The following is a 19,323-nucleotide window of genomic DNA, read 5'->3' as shown; positions in this document are numbered from 1 at the left end:
AGCTCGCCAAGACCATTTACAAGGCTGCCGCCAGGCGGTAAACTTCACCCCCCTTCCCTAAAATCCCATGAATCGCCCCTTTTACGTCCTCACCCTCCTGGCGGCGCTTGTCCTGGCCACCCCGGTGACGCATGCCCAGTCCGTCGATACCAGCAGCGAGGTGGCAGACCAGTATTTCCGCGGCTTTGTCCTCAACAACGAGGCGGCCTCGCTCGAGGCAGCCGGAGACTACACGCTCGCCCAGACCAAGTTCAAGCAGGCTGGCGAGATCATGGACAGCATCGCCAGGAACTACCCCACCTGGCAGCCGGAAATGAGAGCGGCACGCCAGCATAAAATTCAGGACGCCCTCACCCGTCTGCAATCACGTTCTGCGCAGGCCCAGGCCCAGGCACAAGCCCAGGCTCCAGCCGCCACCCCTGCCCCGGCACCCGCAGCGGCAGCCGCTCCTGTGATGCCTGCAGCCACCATTCCGACCCCTGGCGCTCTGGCGCAGCCTGCGGTCACCATGCCCACCACCCCAGGCTCTCTCCCCAGCCTCAGCGACCTCCTCAGCCAGTGGGAGCAGATGCACAAGCAGCGCGTTCTCGAGCTCGAGGCCAAAAACAACCAGCAGCAGATCGACCTCGGCAAATGGCAAAACTGGTACCAGTGGGCCTCTGGCGAAATCACCACCGCACGCCAGCAGAACGACACCCTCGGAAAGAAGGCCGCCGCTCTGGAGCAGAGCATCCTCGCCATGGGCAGAGATGTCGAGGAAGGCCGCGCAGCTCAGACCCAGCTCGCCAAGCTCATGGAGGAAAAAATGGCCGTGGACCTCGAGATGCGCAAAAACGCCCAGAAGCTCACAGCCGCCGAAGCCGCAGCCAAGGAGGCCTCTCAAAAGCTGGCCGAAGCCTCCACTCAGATGGCCGCCGTTCAGCAGGAGCGCGACAAGATCCTCGGCGAGCGCGACAAAATTGTGAAGGAACGCGATGACGCAGTGAAACAGCGTGAGGTCGCAGTCAAGGAACGCGATGCCGCCAGCGCCCGCAGTCTGGGACTGCAGGCGGAGGTGGACGATCTCAAAAAGAAAACCGGCAATGCGGCGATGCAGCGCCTCATCGCAGAAAACGAGCGCCTCAAGAAAGAGGTCGCCGAAGCTCAGAAACAGGTCGAAACACTCAAGGCCGATGTCGGCCGCAAGGATCAGGAAATCGCCGCCCTGCGCGGGCAGCTCACCGGTTTGCAGGGCCAGCTGGCCGAGCTGCGCAAAGAGAGCGCCGCCTACCAGACCCAGGTGGCCGAGCTGACCAAGCAGCTCAAAGAAGTGCAGAACGGCATGGGAGGCAAGATGGCTGCCACCCCTGAGCTCACACAGGAAAATGAAATGCTGCGCGGCATCATCATGCGCCAGCTTCGCACGCAGCACCGCCAGCAGGCCGCCAAGGACCTCATGATCGCAGAGCTGCAGAAAATGGAGAGCGCCTCCAGCGAGCTCGTCAAGCAGGTCGAGGAAATGAAAAATGCACGCATGATCCTCACCCCCGAGGAGGAAAAGCTCTTCTCTGACCCCGTCGTGCGTGAACTCCTGGGCCCCAAGGGCGTGCAGGCCACCCTCATTGCCAATGCATCGCCCGACAGCGACAAAAAGGCCGCCCCACCCGCACCGACCTCCGTGGAAAAACTCATCAGCCAGGCCAACGAAGCCTACATGAACAAAGACTTCGAAAACGCCGCCAAGCTCTACCAGGACTCCCTGCGCGCAGAGCCCAAAAACGTCACCGCCCTCATCGGGCTTGGCATCACACGCCAGCGTGAAAACAAACATGCCGATGCCGAGGTCTCCCTCCAGAAGGCGCTGGCCTACGATCCCACGAACGAACCGGCCGCTTTTGCCCTCGGCGTCACCTACTTCAAGCAGGAGCGCTGGAAGGATGCCATGACCTACTTTGAGAAGAGCCTTGCCAAACGCCCTGACAATGCCAGCGGCAGACACTACCTCGGCATCATCGCCACCAAGCTGAACCTGATCGAGCGCGCTGAGCGCGAGTTCAAAACCGCTCTGGCCATCGATCCCGCCTATGGCGAGGCCCACTTCAATCTGGCCGTGCTCTACATCACCTGGGATCCGCCCCAGTGGGACAAGGCACGCGAGGAATACGGGGAGGCCATCAAAAAAGGCGTCCGGCCCGACAAAAATCTCGAAAAGCTCCTCGAAGGCGGCAAGGTTTCGCAACGTTGATGAGATGGCGGGCTCGCAGTCTCCGCTGCGCTTCCGTCATGAAAATCCTGTTCGTTTTCTTTCTCGCGGTATCGGGCATCCAGGCCCAGTCTTTGGTCGAAATCGGCGGCAAAGACGACGGCTTGGTGATCGATCTGCGCTACACCACGGCAGACAATTTTTTCAAAACAGCGTTCTATCCCGCGCACGCACGCGCCCTCCTCCGTCCTGAGACGGCCAAGAAACTGGCCCGCGTGCAGGCAGAGCTCAAGCCCCAGGGGCTGGCCCTTAAAATTTGGGACGCCTACCGCCCGCTCTCTGTGCAGCGCGCGATGTGGAAAACCCTGCCAGATGCTCGCTTCGTGGCAGACCCCGCCAAAGGCGGCCGTCATAATCGAGGCGCGGCGGTGGATGTGACGCTCGTCGATGCCCGGGGCATGGAGTTGCAGATGCCAACGGCACACGATGACTTCTCCGAGAAAGCCGGTGCTCACTTCAAGCTGGTGCCACCCGAAATCTTCAAAAACCGCGAAAAGCTCCAGCAGGTGATGACCAGGCATGGCTTCGCCGTGTTTGAGAGCGAATGGTGGCATTTTGACGACGCAGACTGGGAACGGTATGAAGCACTCGACGTTCCCATAGCCCCGGCGGAGGCCTTCCTGCGGCAAAAGCATCTCCTGCTCGACTCACGGGTGGTTAAAGAGGCGCGAAATGCCACACTGGTCCTGGGCACACCGCAGAAACATCCGGCCAATCCGCTGTTTCAGGCGGACAAGCCCTGGGAAAACTCGCTCAACAACCTCTATCCCAACGTTGTCTGGGATGAGGACAAGCAGATTTTCAAAATGTGGTACAAATGCGTTTTGGCTGACAAGGAAGTCATCGCACAAATGGATCAGCCCAGCACAGTGCATGAGGTCGGCTGGTATTTGCTTTACGCCACTTCCAAAGATGGCGTTCACTGGGACAAGCCCGAACTTGGCATCCACAAGTTCGCCGGCAGCAGCGCCAACAACATCGTCGCCCGTGACTGCCCCAATGTCGGCGTGTTCAAAGACCTTCACGATGCTGATCCCGCACGACGCTACAAAATGGTGAGTGATGTCGGCCTCGGCAAACCGCAGGTGCGCTTCTCAGCCGATGGCATTCATTGGAGCCCAGCCCTGGCCGCCCACGGCTTCGGCGCGCAGAACGGAGACACCCACAACAACGCTTTCTGGGACGAACGCACCGGCAAATACCTCTGGTTCACCAAACTTTACCTTGGCGAGCGGCTGGTCTCCCGCTTTCAGAGCGCTGACTTTCTCCATTGGCAGAATGACGGGCTGGTGCTGCGCTCCGGCATCGCCGAAGGCCGCGCCAGCCAGACCTACTGCATGCCGGTGTTCCGCTACGGCAGCATCTACCTGGGATATGTGATGATGTACCACGTCGGCGACGGCCGCTCAGTTGACTGCGAGCTTTCCTGGAGTCCTGACGGCCTGCAATGGCAGCGCGTGGCCCCAGGAACGCCATTCATTCCACGCGGGGCACAGGGCGGCTATGACAGCGAATGCATCTATGCCATGGCTGGACCGCCCATCCTCAAAGACGGCAGGCTCATGATCTTTTACGGTGGCGATGACTTTCCTCACACAGGCTGGAAGCGTCATTGCCTCCCCTGCCTGGCCACTCTGCGGCCAGATGGCTTCGCTGGCTATGCCCCTCTGGAGCAGGCAAAGCCCGCCCAAATCGTGACCCGTCTGCTCAGGCGCACATCAGAGCCCGTCTGCATCACTGCGGATGTGGCCGCAGGTGGGAGCCTTCGTGTCCTGGCGCTGGATGAGCAGGGCCAGGCGATCGCTGAAGCAGAGCGCATCACCACCTCTGTGACGGACGCCCCGCTCAGATGGCAGCCCGCCGACTGGCAGGCTTCCGCATTCCGTCTGAGGATGGACCTGGATCATGCAACCGTTTACGCTTTCCAAGCCGGTGAGCTGTTGGACCAGGAGCTTCCGAAGCCCAGTAGCCCATTGAAAGCAGCCAATCGCAAAATGCCTCCCCCGGCAGCACGGACGCTTTCATTCGACGCGACTGCCGAGGGCTGGAAGGGAGTGGACCGGCTCGAGCACCATGCCGCAGGAGGCGCAAAAGGCGGCTACATACAGGTATCACGCAGCGGCAGGGCGCTGCCCATTGCCCTCTCTCCGGCGACTGCCAAAGAATCACCGCTGGCGGGGGACTGGTCGCAGCTCTTTGGCGGCAAAGGCGCGGAGATCTCCTGCCATGTGCGTTCCTCAGAGAAAGGTGGACGCGTCATGATTGAGCTCTTCGCCAGGGATGTGGCGCAGTGGCAGTATGAGACTCAGACCACGTTTGCACCTGAATGGAGCCGCGCGGCTGCCGCACTACGCTATGACTGGGACGATGCCGAGGCGCTCGCCGCAGGCTGGAAGCGTGCGGCCAACGGCTTCTCATGGTCGGAAACGATCCAGTGCATCGGCAAAGTCGTGGTCGTCCCCAGCGCTGCTGGAGCGCTGGAGAGCTTCGACCTGGACGAACTGACCATCAGCGGCTCAGACCGCTGAGATCAGGGGCGGATCTCCTCGCCTGTGACAGCATTCGCCAAAGTGATCTGCTCACGATGGAAGGCAGGGTCACTGCGGAAGGTCAGGCGTGCCTGGTACTTGCGTTCGAGATCGACCAGCAGCTCACCATCTTCGGTCTTGAGGCGGGTCATCACCTCGGGATGCACGATGACGATGAGGCTCTTCTGGTCTTCCTTGGCTCGGCCCAGCACCGAAACAAGACGGCGCTGCAGCTCCACGCTCATGGTGAGGGGTGTTTTGACCTGGCCATGGCCTTTGCAGTACGGGCAGGGTTCATACAGCGTGGTGCCCAGGCTTTCATTCAGGCGCTGGCGCGTCATCTCCATGAGGCCAAACTGCGAGATCGGCAGCACCTGCGTCTTGGCCTTGTCGCGCTTCAGGTGCTCGAGCATGAGCTTGTACACGGCCTGCTGGTCACGACGGTGCTTCATGTCGATGAAGTCCACCACAATGAGCCCGCCCATGTTCCTCAGGCGGAGCTGCCGTGCGACTTCAGCCGCGGCTTCCAGGTTGGTTTCGAGCAGGAGCTTGTCCACATCCTTGTGGCCTTTGTTGCGGCCGGTGTTGACGTCGATGGAGACGAGAGCCTCAGTCTGATCGATCACAATGTAGCCACCGCACGGCATCCAAACCTGCCGGTAGAAGGCGTTGTCGATCTGCTTTTGAATGCCGTAGTGCTCAAAGATGGCGCTCTGCCCCTGGTAAAAGTTGATCCGGCGCTTCGCACGCCCGGAGATGTGGGCGGCCATGCGCTGCATGCGCTCCACGGTGGCGGCGTCATCGCAGGCCACTTCATCGATGTCCTCGGTGAGAAAATCACGCACAGTGCGCTCCACAAGATCAGGCTCCTGGAAGCAGCAGACCGGAGCGTTCTGTCCGTCACGCTTGGCCACGATCTGGTCCCACTCATCGAGCAGGATGTTCAGATCACGCACAATGTGCCGCGCACGCTTGCCGGAGGCTTCGGTGCGCAGGATGATGCCCATGCCTTCGGGCAGGCTGATTTTCTCGATGATCTTGCGCAGCCGGGAGCGCTCCTTCGGGTCCTCGATCTTGCGGGAAATCCCGCAGGTGTCGTTCAGCGGCATCAGCACCAGCAGACGGCCTGCGAGGGAGATGTTCGTGGTGACGCGCGGCCCTTTGTTGCCCACCGGGCCTTTGGTCACCTGCACCATGATCTCGGACCCAATCGGGTAGAGGCTCGGGATGTCCTTGGCCTCGATCCGCTTTTTCTTTTTGCTGCCGCCACGGTTGATCTCCTCCAGGCCGGCGTCCAGTGCGGCCGGGATGGCATCCCAGAAATGGAGGAAGGCGTTTTTGTCGAACCCGATGTCGATGAACATGGCCTTCAGGCCCTGCTCAATGTTGCGGATGCGGCCCTTGAAGACACTGCCGATGAGGCTCTGGGTGCCGACACGCTCGATGTTGTATTCTTCGACGACGCCTTTGTCGAGCAAGGCGACTCGGTTTTCCAGCTTCTCACAGTTGATGACGAGGCGCACACCGCTTTTGATGTCGCGTTTGCCCGTGAGCAGTTCTTTGATTCTTTGAACGAAGGTCAATGCCATAATGTAAAGTCTCCCTGAAAATGAGGCAGTTCTTCAGCGGAAGATCCTGCGTAAAAATCCGCCACCGCCGGGAGCGGGGTCGGATGGTTTGCTATCCTGGGAGCTTCCCCGGTTGAAAATACCGACCCTGCGCACTGGCACGGCCTTGGGCACGTTCTGTCCGGAGTTGCTCCCCGCCGATCCCGCTGAATCGGCTTTCGGCTTGATGTTGGGCGCCGTTTTCACGCGCGGCGCGTCAGCATCGACCGACTCTGGCGCGGACACACCCGTGCCCACGTCTCCGTCCTCATCCCCGCCGAGTGCCTCAGCGGGCACTGCGGCATCGGCGTATTGGACGGATGCGATATGATTGAAATGACCTTCCGCAGGTTCCATCGGCGTGACATCGACGACGAACTTGGGATTGTCCAAAGCCAGGCATTGCTCCAGCACGCGCCGGGCCACAGGCGCCGCGCAGCCGCCGCCGGACTTGCCGTTTTGCACCAGCACAGCCACGGCAAACCTGGGGTTTTGATAAGGCGCGAAACAGATGAACCAGGTGTGGTTGTCGTCATGCTTGACCCCCTTCTCGTCACGCCGCCAGTTCTGCGCAGTCCCGGTCTTGCCCGCGACTTCCACCCCGGTGATGCGGGCGCCTTTGCCCGTTCCGGAAGGATCGTTGACCACCTTCCACATCCCCTTGCGGATGACTTCGATCTGCTCCGGTTTGACGCTGGCGGAAAGGTCTCCCCGCAGGCTGGGTGGGTTGTCCAGCACCGCCCGGTCATGATCCATCACCCTTTTCAGCAGGTGCGGGCTCCAGGCCTTGCCGCCATTCGCCACCGTGGCGCTGACAGAGGCCATCTGCAAAGGAGAGGCCAGCACATACCCCTGCCCGATGGAGGTGTTCGCGGTGGCACCGTCGCTCCAGCGTTCATTGGGGTGGTTCGCGCGGAGCCAGTCAGGGTTGGGCAGAATGCCCGGGCTTTCATCTTCCAGCTCGATCCCCGTCCTTGTCCCGATGCCCAGGATTTTACCCACTTTGGTGATGTTGCTGATGCCCGCCGCATTGCCATAGCGGTAAAAGAAGCAGTTGCAGGAATACTTGATGGCATCACTCAGTCCCAGCGTGCCATGAGAGCCGCCGCTCTGACGTTGGATCCAGCACTGCATGGCCTTGTTGCCATACGTCACACTGCCGCTGCAGTTGAAGTGGCTCATGTTGATGCCGGCCAGACACCCGGCAAACGAGATCGGAATTTTGAAAGTCGAGCCCGGCACGTGCCCTTTCACCGCCCGGTTGAGCAGCGGCACGGTGTTGTTGTTCAGCAGCGCATCCCAGTCTGACTGCTGGATGCTGGGAATGAACTGGTTGGGATCGAAAGAGGGAACGGACACCATGGCCAGCACCTCACCGGAACTCGGCTCGATCACGGCTACGGCCCCACGCCCGACCTTGGCATCCCGCAGGGCTTTGTCCGCAATGATCTGCATGCGGGCATCCAGTGTCAGATACACGTCGTTGCCCTTTCTGGGCTCCTCGTATTCCTCATCCACTTCTCCCACGGGCCTGCCGCGCTGGTCGCGCTGCATGACACGCACACCGGGCTTGCCACGCAGGTAGTTGTCGAAGCTTTTTTCCACACCGGCCCCGCCAAAGTCATCCGGCACATAGTAGTCCCACCCCTTGCGGTCTTCAGCCGAGGCACGCTGATCATCCGGCAGGCGCACGTAACCCAGGATGTGGCAGGCGACTGATTTCAGAGGATACACTCGCGAGGCACGCTCGGCCACGGTGACCCCTGGCAGGCCCAGGTTGTGCTCGGCAATGCGGCTGAACTCGGCAAAGGTGAGGTCATCCCGGTAAACCCAGGGCACCGCACCGCCAAAGCTGCGGTAATGCACCCTCAGTGAATCCACGGAATAGTCCTTGTGCACGCCCATCTCCATCATGCGGCGCGTGATCGTCTCTTCAAAAACCTTGTAGATGTCGAGCTCCGGCTTTTTCCGCTTGATGCCCTTTTCGACAATCTCAAACGTGATTTCAGGAATGGGAGCCTTGGTCTTCTTGGCGATGCGTTTGAACTCGGTGACGACCTCGGCCAGATTGATCCGCACCTCGAAGCTCGCCTTGTTCGTCGCAAGCACGACACCGTTGCGGTCCTTGATCTCACCGCGCGGCCCGGGAATGCGCGCACGTTCCTTCTTCGCCCCGGGAATCATCTTCGCAAACTCCTCGCGGCGGTCGATCTGCAGCGACCACAGCCGGAACACAAGCAGCCCAAACCCGCACAGCATGGCGAGTGAGAACAGGTAGAGACGGAAGCGGTATTTAACGACCATCGAAACGGTACCTCAGGCCTTCGTATTTAATTTCATAGCTGGACAGACGGGCCAGCGAGTACAGCAGAAGAAAGATGAGCGGCGCGGCCAGCATCGCAAGCAGGCTGTCAGTGATCATCTTTGACCATACCCCTGTGGGAAACTGCAGCGAACCGCGCAAAAAGGTCATGATGAGATACTGCGAGAGCAGCCAGGAAAAAGTCGCCAGCCCGACCATCAGCACCGGGAGCTCAAGTCGGCCGCGCTTGAACAGCGGGCGTATGCCCTGCAACAGCGTCCCCAGCATGCCAAACAGCACGATGGAGAGCCCAAACGGCAGAGGATGGCTGCCAGCCCCCAGTTCCACATCGGCTCCGGTTCCAAAGACATCCTCCGCTCCTGCGAAGCCCTGCATCACCCCCGGCAGGTGCCTTGCATCCCAGATGAACCCGGTGATGAACGCCAGCAAAAGCATCATGGAAAAAGGGGCCGCCACCGAGGCGCTGAAAAAAAACACCGCCGGCAGAAAAAGCGTGGCAAACTGGGCGATCTCCAGCCCAGGAATGAACTCCTGCACCATGAAGGTCAGCAGGAGCAGAATGATGGAGATCGGGTGGAACAGCATGGCGGCTCAAGGCTTGGTGCGTGCCGGTGTCGCCGCAGGCTCCGGCGTGGGCTCGGCCACCTGCATTTCGATCACAAAGACATAATCCAAGGTGGAGAAATCAACGGCGGGTTCGATGACGGCCTCTCCGGAAATTTCACGATTCTCAAAGCGCTTCACACGGCCCAAAAGCAGGTCCGCGGGGAACACGCCTCCTTCACCAGAGGAGTAAACCCCGGCACCGGCATTGATGTTCGAGTTGCGATCAAGAAAACGCAGATGCAGCTCCGGGCGCACTTCCAGAGCAGCCCGCTCACCAACAAGAATGCCCTGATCCCGCGTGCCTTCGATCTTGGCGGACACGCGGCACATTTCATCCGTCAGCAGGATGACCTTGGCCATGTGGGGGGCCAGCGTGGAGGTTTTTCCCACCAAGCCTACCGAGGTGATGACCGGGCTGTCCGTGCCGATTCCATCGAGCGAGCCTTTGTCGATGATGAGGCTGTTCCACCAGGTGGTGGAGCTGCGGCGGATGACCTTGGCGGCGGTCATTTTAAAAGGAGCGGACTGCTTGAACTCAATGAGCTGGCGCAGCTTGGCATTCTCCTCGATGATCTGGTTGTACTTCTGCTGGATGATGCGTAGCCGCTCCAGCTGGACCCGCTGCTCGTCGTTTTCCCGTTTCAGCTCGGCCGGATTGACCTGCGGAGCCACGGCAGATTCCGCCGCCTGCTCCATCGCCGCACTGCTGTGGATGAAAGGGGACAGCAGACTCAGGACACGCGACTGGATCTGCCGGGTGGTCGCAGTGTCAAAGGTGAACACGGCAACCAGCCCTGCCACGAAGATCAGAAGCGCGAGGATGTTGAGCTTTTTCATGATTGGCCTTTCCTCCGGGCTGGGTGCGCTGCTTTTCGGCGGATGCTTTCAAGCAGACACAGTGCAGCGCGAAATGGTCATCAGACTTCGGTCGTGCTCACTTTGCGCAGGAATTCGAGTTCGCTCAGCACCCGTCCGGTGCCTTCGCCGACGGCGCTGAGCGGATCCTCCGCCACATGCACCGGCAGCGCCGTCTCTTCCTGCAGCAATTTGTCGAGGCCGCGCAGCAGCGCACCGCCACCGGCAAGCATGATGCCACGATCCACAAGGTCGGCTGAAAGCTCCGGCGGGCAGCGTTCCAGCGTGGTGCGCACGGCGTCGATGATCGCATTCAGCGGCTCCAGCATGGCCTCGCGCACTTCCTGGCTCGTGATGGTGATGGTCTTCGGCAGGCCGGCCACCATGTCGCGTCCTTTGACTTCCATGGTCGTTTCCTTGCCCAGCGGGAAGGCGGAGCCGATGCGCAGCTTGATTTCCTCCGCAGTGCGCTCGCCAATCATCAGATTGTAGGCACGCTTCATGTAGTTGATGATCGCCTCGTCGAGTTCGTCCCCTGCAACGCGCACACTGCGGCTGTAAACAATGCCGGAGAGCGAGATGATGGCCACCTCCGTGGTACCGCCGCCGATATCGACGATCATGTTGCCGGCGGCTTCCTGCACCGGCAGGCCCACTCCGATGGCCGCGGCCATCGGTTCTTCGATCAGATAAACCTCACGAGCGCCCGCCTGCTCCGCGCTTTCCTTCACCGCGCGCTTCTCGACTTCCGTGATCCCTGAGGGCACGGCGATGACCACACGCGGTCCGCGCATCTTGCGGCCGCCGCCTTGCACCTTCTTGATGAAGTGGCGCAGCATGGCCTCCGTCACGCGGAAGTCGGCGATCACCCCGTCTTTCAAAGGGCGGATGGCCGTGATGCCCCCCGGTGTACGCCCCAGCATGCGCTTGGCGTCGTCACCCACAGCGACGACTTCGTTGGTGCCGGTTTTAACCGCCACCACTGAGGGTTCTCTGAGGACGATGCCGTGGTCTTTTACATAAACGAGCGTGTTTGCCGTGCCGAGATCGATGCCGATGTCTTGGGCGACGAAGCCAAAAAGTTTGCCGAACATTGAGAATAAATGGGAAAAGTGTTGATGCGATCAGGAATCAGAACGGTTTGCGCGACGTGGAATTCCATCTGTTTTGAGAATCACGAAAGGCAACGCGCGCGCGTTATTCTAACCCAATACAAAACTAAAACCGCCTGAAAATGCGTCAAGGGATGTTTCTAAGAAGCTAGGAATTGGCGATTTCAGGCCATTTCTGTCACCACCCCGCCCTTTTCAGCCGCGAACATGGGTGAAAACGGACTTTTCGACGCCAAAGACCCGTCCGGCCAGGTGGTCTGCCTCCACCCAGTCCAGATTCGTGGTCGTGATGATCTTCTGCGTGCCCGGCGGCAGGCAGGCAAGCAGCGCACGCCGGCGGTGGGAATCCAGTTCGCCAAAAACATCATCCATCAGCATCAGGGGGGGCGCACCACAGGCATGCTCCAGCACCCTCGCCTGGGCGAGCTTCATCGCCAGCGCAAACGAACGCTGCTGGCCTTCCGAGGCAAAGGTGGTGGCATCCAGCTCGTTGAGCCCCATTTCAAGGTCATCACGATGCGGCCCAAGCGCCGTCGAACGCACACGGGCCTCTTCATCCCGCATCGTCAGCAAGGCCTCAAACAAACCCAGCGCCTCATCGTGGGTGCGCCGGTAGGCCATGCTCACCTTTTCCACCCCCTCGCTCAGCCTTGCATGCGCCAGCGAGACCTCCGGGCCCAGGGCGGCGCACAGCTCGGCACGCCTCTGCCACACCGTCCTGGCAAAGCCATCCATCACATGCGCAAAGGCGTCCGCCTGCTTCCAGGCGATGCTGGCATCCCTTTTCAGCACATGATTGCGCCCGCGCAGCGCACGCTCATACCCGCGCAGGGCATGCAGGTAATCTGGAAACATCTGGCTGGCGGCAAAGTCCAGAAACCTGCGCCGATGCTCCGCTCCACCACGCAGCAGGTTCATGTCGCGGTGGTCCATCCACACCACCACCCCGGAGGCCGCCAGATAGTCCGCCGACCGGCCGCACGTGACGCCGTCCAGCGCCAGCCGCCGCGTCGTGGCAGACTGCGCATAGCGCAGGCGTCTGCCATGCCACTGCGCCTCCACGAGGCATGTGGCGGCACCAAACCGCACCAGCTCCGCGCGGTTCGATGTCCGGGGCGACTGCAGCCGCAGCAGCACGCACGCTGCCTCAATGAGCGAAGTTTTTCCCTGCGCATTCCTCCCCACCAGCAGCGTCACATCAGGATGCAGTTCCAGCTTCGCCTCGGCGAAGCAGCGGAAATCACGCACAAACAGGTCGGTCAGCATGCAGTCAGACTCTTCTGCACCACGCTGCATTTCCGGTTGCGTTCACGTTGCACATGAAGATCAATCCCGCCCCTCTATGGCCTCCATCCAAACAGTCAAAGGCTTTCGCGACTTCTTCCCCGAAGAATGCGCTCTGCGTAACTACATTTTCGACACCTGGCGCGCAGTCGCACGTCGTTACGGCTTTGTGGAGTATGAAGGCCCCGTGCTGGAGCCCACCGACCTCTTTCGCAAAAAAAGCGGCGATGAAATCACCAGCCAGCTTTTCTGCTTCGTGACCAAGGGTGAGGATGACGTGGCTCTGCGCCCCGAGGTCACCCCTTCCCTCGCCCGCATGGCCACAGCCCGGCAGCGTGACTTCAAGAAGCCCATCAAGTGGTTTCAAATCGGCTCCTGCTTCCGCTATGAGGCCCCTCAGGAGGGCCGCACCCGAGAGTTCGTGCAGTTCAATGCGGACATCCTCGGAGATGCCTCCCCTGCCACGGACGCGGAGCTCATCGCCCTGGCGATCGACACCGTGCGCGAGTTCGGCGTGAGCACGGAGGACTTTGCCATCCGCCTGAGCAATCGCGAGATCTGGAACTCCTATCTGGCCGAACGCAACATCCCCCCTGAGCACACCTCGACCTTCCTTCAGATCATCGACAAAATCGAACGCGCCAAGCCCGAGGACACGGAAAACAAGCTCGCCGCCATCGGCCTCAGTCTCGCAGACGTGCGCGCCTTCATGGCGTCCGCAGACGAAAATCACCCCGCCTTCGCTGCCCTGCGCGAAAACCTCTCCGCACGCGGCCTCTGGCAGCAGGTGCGCATTGATGCCACCATCGTCCGCGGCCTCGCCTACTACACGGGCACCGTCTTTGAAGTCTTCGATCTCAAGCACGGCCTCCGCGCCGTCGCAGGCGGCGGCCGCTATGACAAGCTTTGCTCCCTGATGAGCGACGGCAAGGTGGACATGCCCGCCGCCGGCTTCGCCATGGGCGACGTGGTTCTCGGCATCCTGCTGAAGAAGACCCCGGGCGCACAGATGAAGCTCACCAGCGCCCTGCTCGCCTCCAGCAGCATCGATGCCTACGTGGTCGTGGCCGACGAAGCCCAGCGTGGAAACGCGCTCGCCGCCGTTCAGGCGCTGCGCTCAGCCGGCATCCGCGTGGACTACAGCTTTGCTGCGCAAAAAGTCGGCAAGCAGTTCCAGGCCGCCGAGGATCGCAAAGCACGCTTCGCCATCACCTTCGGTGCCGAATATCCCGAGGTCGTCGTCAAGAACCTCCTCGCCCGTTCTCAAAGCACCGTCCCAGTGGACGGCCTCGTCGCAGAAGTTCAGCGCCTGCTCGCCGAACCCGCACTGGGTCCGCTGATCGCCTGATCAAAGGCAAACAAGTAGCCTTCATGAGCGTTGGTTTGAGCCACTCTCATGAAGTCTCTCCTGTTTCTTCTCGGCCTCGCTGCCATCACCGCACAGGCTCAGCCGGCCTTCCGCGCAGGCGTCTCCGCCATCGACATCACTCCAAAGACCTTTCCACGCATCATCGCAGGCGGCTTTCTCGAAGGACGCGGGGACAAGATCGCCGACCGCCTGCACGTCCGCAGCTTTGTGCTCGATGACGGCAAGATGAAGATCGCCTTCGCCATCGTGGACACCTGCATGATGGAGCAGACGCTCATCGATGAAGCCAAGGCGCTCGCTTCAAAACAGTGCGGCATTCCGGTGGACCGCATGATGGTCAGCGCCACGCACACGCACTCCGCACCCGCCGCCATGGGCTGCCTCGGCACGCGCAAAGACACCGAGTATGGCCAATTCCTCACGCCAAAAATTGCCGAAGCCATCGTCGCGGCGGACAAGGCACTGCAGCCCGCGCGCATCGGCTGGGGCAGCTTTGACGACTGGGAGCACACGCACAACCGCCGCTGGATTCGACTGCCAGGAAAAGAGGTCATCGACCCCTTCGGCAATCCCACAGGCCGCGCCAACATGCATCCCGGCTACCTCAGCAAAGACGTCGTCGGCCCCAGCGGCCCGGTCGATCCCCAGCTCTCCGTCATCTCGCTGCAAACCATCGACGGCAAACCGCTCGGCGTGCTGGCAAATTACTCCCAGCACTACTTCGGCAGCGGCCCGATTTCGTCCGACTACTACGGCCTCTTCTGCAAACACCTCGCCGCCAAAATGGGCCAGTCGAACGAAGGCAACGGCCCCTTCGTCTGCGCCATGAGCCAGGGCACCAGCGGTGACCAGATGTGGATGGACTACGGCGCGGAGAAAAAGAACATCACCCTGGATGAATACGCCAGTGCCGTCGCTGAGAGTGCAATGAAAGCCCTTCAAAAGGTGGAGCATCTTGATTATGCCCCATTGGGAATGGTGGAGAAAACGCTGGAGCTCAGCTACCGCGTCCCCGATGAAAAACGCCTCGCTTGGGCACGCCCAATCGCAGCGAAGATCGTGAACGACGTGCCGAAAAACAAGGAGGAAGTCTATGCCCGCGAGGCTCTGATCCTGCACCAGCGGCAGAAGACGAGCGTGAAACTGCAGGCCATCCGCATTGGAGCACCTGACATTGGAGAGCTGGGTATTACCACGATGCCCAATGAAGTTTTTGCACTTACAGGTCTGCTGCTGAAATGGACATCGCCTTTTCACAATCACTTCAACATCGAGCTGGCGAACGGAGCTGAGGGCTACATCCCGCCACGTGAGCAGCATGCGCTGGGAGGCTACACCACATGGCCGGCCCGCACCGCAGGACTTGAGGTGGAGGCGGAAGGAAAGATCCGCACTGCATTGCACAAGATGATAAGGGAGCTTGATCTGGCTCCAGGCAGAGGCATGAGCGAAGATTGTCCTCCTTACACCTCGTCGATCATCGACTCTCATGTAGATCTGTTTATCGATTTTCAATGGGGTCTCAGTGATCTTTGCGCGGTGTATACAGGCGCCAGAACGGTCGTGAAAGGCGGCCATGCACTCTGGCTTTCCGGTTTTAATGCTGGAAGAGGATATGGAGATGAATCGGCGCTCAGGCCTCAGCAGGTCCAGGTGCCACGCGACAAGATCAACCGCTCCATTCACCTTGCTGGCGGCCATCTGGAAACTTCCCATCTCAAACTTGGAACTCAGGCCAGCGCCGCCCTCTGGTTCTGGCTGGGCCACGAAAGCGGCGCGAGTGATCGCACCGGCGAGCTTGTCAACGTATTCGGCATCAGCCTGAAAGCACATCAGGATGCAAAGCACCGCGTACGGCTTTCATTAGGGGGAGAGGAATCAAAGGAGGAGCTGTTTGCCGACGACTGGCATTTTGTAGTGCTCGTGCGTGATGGCGACGGCGTCCGCGTGCATATCGACGGGGCAGAAAAACCTTCGCTTCAGGCAAAGACCGGAAAAGTGAACGAAACACTGCTCTTTGGCAGAGGGCTTGAAGGCAGGCTAGATGAAATCACCGTTTGGAACAGGGCGGTCGAAACCGCGGTCATCACAGAGTTATGGCATATCTCAAAGCTGTCTGAAGACAATGCGCGGCATGCGATCACGCGGAAGGAAAAAGCCAAACAAGCTCAGGCCCAAACCTCGGCCATGCTGAAGGGCCATGAAAACTGGTCGGCCTCACTTCGCTTTCGCAACACCAAGGCAAACGACGCCTCCGCTGTGACCGCCTACCTCATCTCGCGCGGCCCAAAGGGCGATCATCTGGCTCCCGGCGACCACCTTGGCATTGGCGGCAGCTACAAAGACTCGCTGCCCGGAAGGTTGTTTGTCTTCAATGGAAACGCGGCCGATCAAATCGTGCGAGGGAAGACCATCATCACCCCTGGATCATGGAACAACGTGTCACTTCAACGCACCGGCTCACACGTGAAAGTCATGCTGAACGGTCAGGTGGAGATTGACGCCGAGCTTCCCGTCACAGCGCCCGGTGCTACAGAGCTCTTCTTCGGCAAACGTTGCGATGACTTTGCCCCCTTGGAAGGCGAGTTCACAGACGTGGCGGTCACTGGCCTGGAAAAGCCTGCCGCCGCACCCAAGCCAAAGGTGGAACTCGCCTCTCAGCCGCTCAGCCCAGAGGAATCAGCGAAGAAGTGGCATATCCGCGAAGGCTACCGCATCGACCTCGTCGCCGCAGAGCCTGTGGTTCTCGATCCCGTCGCATTTGACTGGGATGACAAAGGCCGCCTCTGGGTCATCGAGATGGCGGACTACCCCCTCGGCATGGATGGCAATGGCAAGGCGGGCGGACGTGTGGTCATGCTCGAAGACACCAACTCCGACGGCCGCTACGACAAACGCACCGTCATCGTGAACGACCTCAGCTATCCCACCGGCATCCTGACCTGGCGCGAAGGCGTCCTCGTGACCGCCGCTCCAGACATCTTCTTCATCAAGCCGAACGGTGAAAAACAAATTCTCTACACCGGCTTCAGCACCGGCAACCAGCAGCTCCGTGTCAACGGCCTGCGCTGGGGCATGGACGGCTGGGTTTACTGCGCAGCCGGGGCGCACCACGGCGGCTACAACAAGGGCACCCAGATCGAGTGCAAGCTCACCGGTCAGAAGATCGACCTCGGCAGCCGCGACTTCCGCTTCAAGCCGGACACCGGCGAGTTTGATCCGCAGAGCGGCCCCTCGCAGTTCGGTCGTGCGCATGATGACTGGGGCCACTGGTTCGGCGTGCAGAACAGCTTCCCGCTCTGGCACTACGTGCTGCAGGACCACTACCTGCGCCGGAATCCGCATGTCATTCCGCCGGACCCGATTCACCAGCTTTTCCCGCGCAATCCCCCTGTGTATCCCGCCAGCAGCATGGAAAAGCGCTTTCACAGCTTTGATCAAGCCGGCCGCTTCACCAGCGCCTGCGGCATCGAGGTCTATCGCGACCGCGTGCTGTTTGATGATAACAAGACCCACGCCTTCACCTGCGAGCCCTTCCACAACGTCGTGCAGCATCACATCCTCGAAGACGACGGTGTCACCTTCAAAGCCCTGCGCGATCCCGCCGAGTCAAAGCTGGACTTCCTCGCCAGCGAGGACCGCTGGTGCCGCCCCGTGATGGTCCGCACAGGCCCCGATGGCGCGCTCTGGGTGGCGGACATGTACCGCTACATGATCGAGCACCCGCAGTGGCTGCCACAAAATGGCAAAGACGAACTGCTGCCACACTACCGCGAAGGAGATGACAAGGGCCGCATTTGGAAGGTGGTCCGCATCTCTGCGCCATCCACACGCACAGATGCAGGGCAAGGCCTTGCCTCTGCCAATGGATGGCAGCGCGACAAGGCCCAGATGCAAATGGCCTGGGAAAACAGGAAAGCGGAGGCCAATGACCTCCTCCAATCCAAGCAGCCCCAGACGCGTGCGCAGGCGGCATGGTCATCGCTGAGCCAGGGCCGGCTGACCACCAGCGCGTGTCTGCAATTGCTGGAGGATGAGTCCCCCCACGTCCGCGAGCAGGCCTTGCAGATGGCCGAGCAGTTGAAATGGAAAGGCGACTCATCCGCATTGCAGCAGGCGCTGGCCAAACTCCTGCACGACAAAGATGAAAAGGTTCAGCTCCAGCTCGCCTGCACCTTGGGCGAACTGCGTGGCGACTGGGCGGCAGATCTGCTTGCGGAGTTGCTCCGCACAGCCCCCCCAGCTTCACCGCTGCAAGGCGCGGCCTTGAGTTCCGTACTGCCGCACCTGGAACGTGTCTGCGCTGCTTCTCCCGAGAGCGACAACCGCGTTGCAGGCATGCTGTTTCGCTGCGCTCTGGCGGTGAAAAATGAAAACGCCCTGGCAGCTCTGCTTTCGCGTCCGGCATCACAAAAACAGGCCGCAGAATTTCTGGCCGTTCTGGATGAAAACGGCCTTTCTCTGGCCCAGTTCGCCAAGCAGACCACTTCGCCAGCCGCGCAGCAGGGATTGAAACAAATGTCTGACATGCTTGCCAAAGCGGCCGCCGCGTTGAAGACCTCACAAACTTCACCACCCATGGCAGACCTGGAGCTGCTCGCCTCAGACCGCGAGCATCGGGAGATGGTCAAAGCTCTGCTGCCTGAGCTCTGGCAGAAATCGGCAGACGCCGGAGTGCTGCGTCTGGTCACCAGGCTTCAGCCAAAGAGCGGCCCTGAATTTCTCCTCGCAGGCTGGAACGAGCGCACGCCTGCGGTTCGCATGCAGATCCTTGAAACCCTCCTCTCCAACGACGGCTGGACACTCGCCCTGCTCCGGCGCCCCGAGGCCAAAGGCTGCGACGCCGCCACGCGGGCCCGGCTGACAAAGCACCCGAAAAAGGAGATCGCCAAACTGGCCGCAGCCGTGTTTGAAGATGCCTCCAGCTCCACCCGCGCAGCCGTCGTCGAAAAGTTCAAACCCGCCCTCAAGCTCAAGGGAGATGCCGCCAGAGGCAAAACCACCTTCGCCCAGGTGTGCATCAGCTGCCACAAGCTCGACGGCGTCGGCATCGAGCTCGGCCCGGATCTCCGCAGCGTCGTTCAGCACGATGCCGAGAAGCTTCTCAACTCCATCCTCGATCCCAGCGCCATCATCGAGCCCGGGTTCATGGCCTACCACTGCACCCTGAAAAACGGCGAGCAGCTCTACGGCGTGATCGCCACGGAAACGAGCGCCAGCCTCACCCTGAAAATGGCCGGCAACATGACCAAATCCGTGCTGCGTAGCGACATCGAAAAACTTCAAAGCACCGGTGCCTCCCTGATGCCGGAAGGTCTGGAGGCCGCGCTCACCCAGCAATCCCTGGCAGACCTGATCGCCTACCTGCAGACACCGAAGTAATTTTCGGATTCGCAC

10 protein-coding genes are annotated in these 19,323 nt (G+C 60.7%); 4 read left to right on the top strand and 6 right to left on the bottom strand.

The window, feature by feature from the left end:
* Positions 1–67: 67 nt before the first annotated feature.
* Complete coding sequence (locus ACZ5WW_RS19640; RefSeq protein ID WP_377169141.1) at positions 68–2,224, top strand: tetratricopeptide repeat protein; 2,157 nt, start codon at positions 68–70, stop codon at positions 2,222–2,224.
* 38 nt (positions 2,225–2,262) lie between these two features.
* Entirely contained in the window at positions 2,263–4,770 is a 2,508-nt protein-coding gene (locus ACZ5WW_RS19635; protein ID WP_377169139.1) for a M15 family metallopeptidase, read from the top strand.
* Between the two features lie 2 nt (positions 4,771–4,772).
* Here the strand turns inward: ACZ5WW_RS19635 and ACZ5WW_RS19630 are convergent, their stop codons facing one another.
* From ACZ5WW_RS19630 to recF, 6 genes are all read right to left on the bottom strand, one after another.
* Positions 4,773–6,359, bottom strand: a complete 1,587-nt coding sequence (locus ACZ5WW_RS19630; protein ID WP_377169137.1) for an Rne/Rng family ribonuclease — start codon at positions 6,357–6,359, stop codon at positions 4,773–4,775.
* Positions 6,360–6,392: 33 nt separating this feature from the next.
* The gene (gene mrdA / locus ACZ5WW_RS19625; RefSeq protein ID WP_377169135.1) at positions 6,393–8,681 is read right to left on the bottom strand and encodes a penicillin-binding protein 2; all 2,289 of its coding nucleotides are present in this window, start codon (positions 8,679–8,681) and stop codon (positions 6,393–6,395) included.
* Positions 8,671–9,285 (bottom strand): hypothetical protein, encoded by a 615-nt coding sequence (locus tag ACZ5WW_RS19620; protein WP_377169133.1) that lies wholly within the window; start codon positions 9,283–9,285, stop codon positions 8,671–8,673. The genes mrdA and ACZ5WW_RS19620 overlap by 11 nt, the downstream gene beginning before the upstream one ends.
* Before the next feature lie 6 nt (positions 9,286–9,291).
* Positions 9,292–10,143: a rod shape-determining protein MreC gene (mreC, locus tag ACZ5WW_RS19615; protein ID WP_377169131.1), complete on the bottom strand. Its 852-nt coding sequence runs from the start codon at positions 10,141–10,143 to the stop codon at positions 9,292–9,294.
* Positions 10,144–10,223: 80 nt separating this feature from the next.
* Positions 10,224–11,255, bottom strand: coding sequence for a rod shape-determining protein (locus ACZ5WW_RS19610; RefSeq protein WP_377169129.1), 1,032 nt, complete (start codon positions 11,253–11,255; stop codon positions 10,224–10,226).
* 213 nt (positions 11,256–11,468) lie between these two features.
* Complete coding sequence (recF, locus tag ACZ5WW_RS19605) at positions 11,469–12,539, bottom strand: DNA replication/repair protein RecF (protein WP_377169127.1); 1,071 nt, start codon at positions 12,537–12,539, stop codon at positions 11,469–11,471.
* A gap of 76 nt (positions 12,540–12,615) precedes the next feature.
* Here recF and hisS point away from each other — a divergent pair, with 76 nt between their 5' ends.
* Positions 12,616–13,905 (top strand): histidine--tRNA ligase, encoded by a 1,290-nt coding sequence (gene hisS / locus ACZ5WW_RS19600; protein WP_377169124.1) that lies wholly within the window; start codon positions 12,616–12,618, stop codon positions 13,903–13,905.
* A 48-nt stretch (positions 13,906–13,953) separates the two neighbouring features.
* A complete protein-coding gene (locus ACZ5WW_RS19595) occupies positions 13,954–19,308 on the top strand; it encodes a neutral/alkaline non-lysosomal ceramidase N-terminal domain-containing protein (RefSeq protein WP_377169122.1) in 5,355 nt (1,784 codons plus the stop codon).
* Positions 19,309–19,323: the final 15 nt, after the last annotated feature.

This window comes from Prosthecobacter fluviatilis (assembly GCF_055388355.1).
The sequence above is the reverse complement of the archived record's forward strand: the minus strand, read 5'-3'. Positions and strand labels throughout refer to the sequence as shown.

What these genes read in the sequence shown, in the direction of transcription:
- recF (WP_377169127.1), bottom strand. Translation starts at nt 12,539, where the DNA reads ATGCTGACCGACCTGTTTGTGCGTGATTTCCGCTGCTTCGCCGAGGCG.
- mreC (WP_377169131.1), bottom strand. Translation starts at nt 10,143, where the DNA reads ATGAAAAAGCTCAACATCCTCGCGCTTCTGATCTTCGTGGCAGGGCTG.
- ACZ5WW_RS19620 (WP_377169133.1), bottom strand. Translation starts at nt 9,285, where the DNA reads ATGCTGTTCCACCCGATCTCCATCATTCTGCTCCTGCTGACCTTCATG.
- hisS (WP_377169124.1), top strand. Translation starts at nt 12,616, where the DNA reads ATGGCCTCCATCCAAACAGTCAAAGGCTTTCGCGACTTCTTCCCCGAA.
- ACZ5WW_RS19635 (WP_377169139.1), top strand. Translation starts at nt 2,263, where the DNA reads ATGAAAATCCTGTTCGTTTTCTTTCTCGCGGTATCGGGCATCCAGGCC.
- ACZ5WW_RS19595 (WP_377169122.1), top strand. Translation starts at nt 13,954, where the DNA reads ATGAAGTCTCTCCTGTTTCTTCTCGGCCTCGCTGCCATCACCGCACAG.
- ACZ5WW_RS19630 (WP_377169137.1), bottom strand. Translation starts at nt 6,359, where the DNA reads ATGGCATTGACCTTCGTTCAAAGAATCAAAGAACTGCTCACGGGCAAA.
- mrdA (WP_377169135.1), bottom strand. Translation starts at nt 8,681, where the DNA reads ATGGTCGTTAAATACCGCTTCCGTCTCTACCTGTTCTCACTCGCCATG.
- ACZ5WW_RS19610 (WP_377169129.1), bottom strand. Translation starts at nt 11,255, where the DNA reads ATGTTCGGCAAACTTTTTGGCTTCGTCGCCCAAGACATCGGCATCGAT.
- ACZ5WW_RS19640 (WP_377169141.1), top strand. Translation starts at nt 68, where the DNA reads ATGAATCGCCCCTTTTACGTCCTCACCCTCCTGGCGGCGCTTGTCCTG.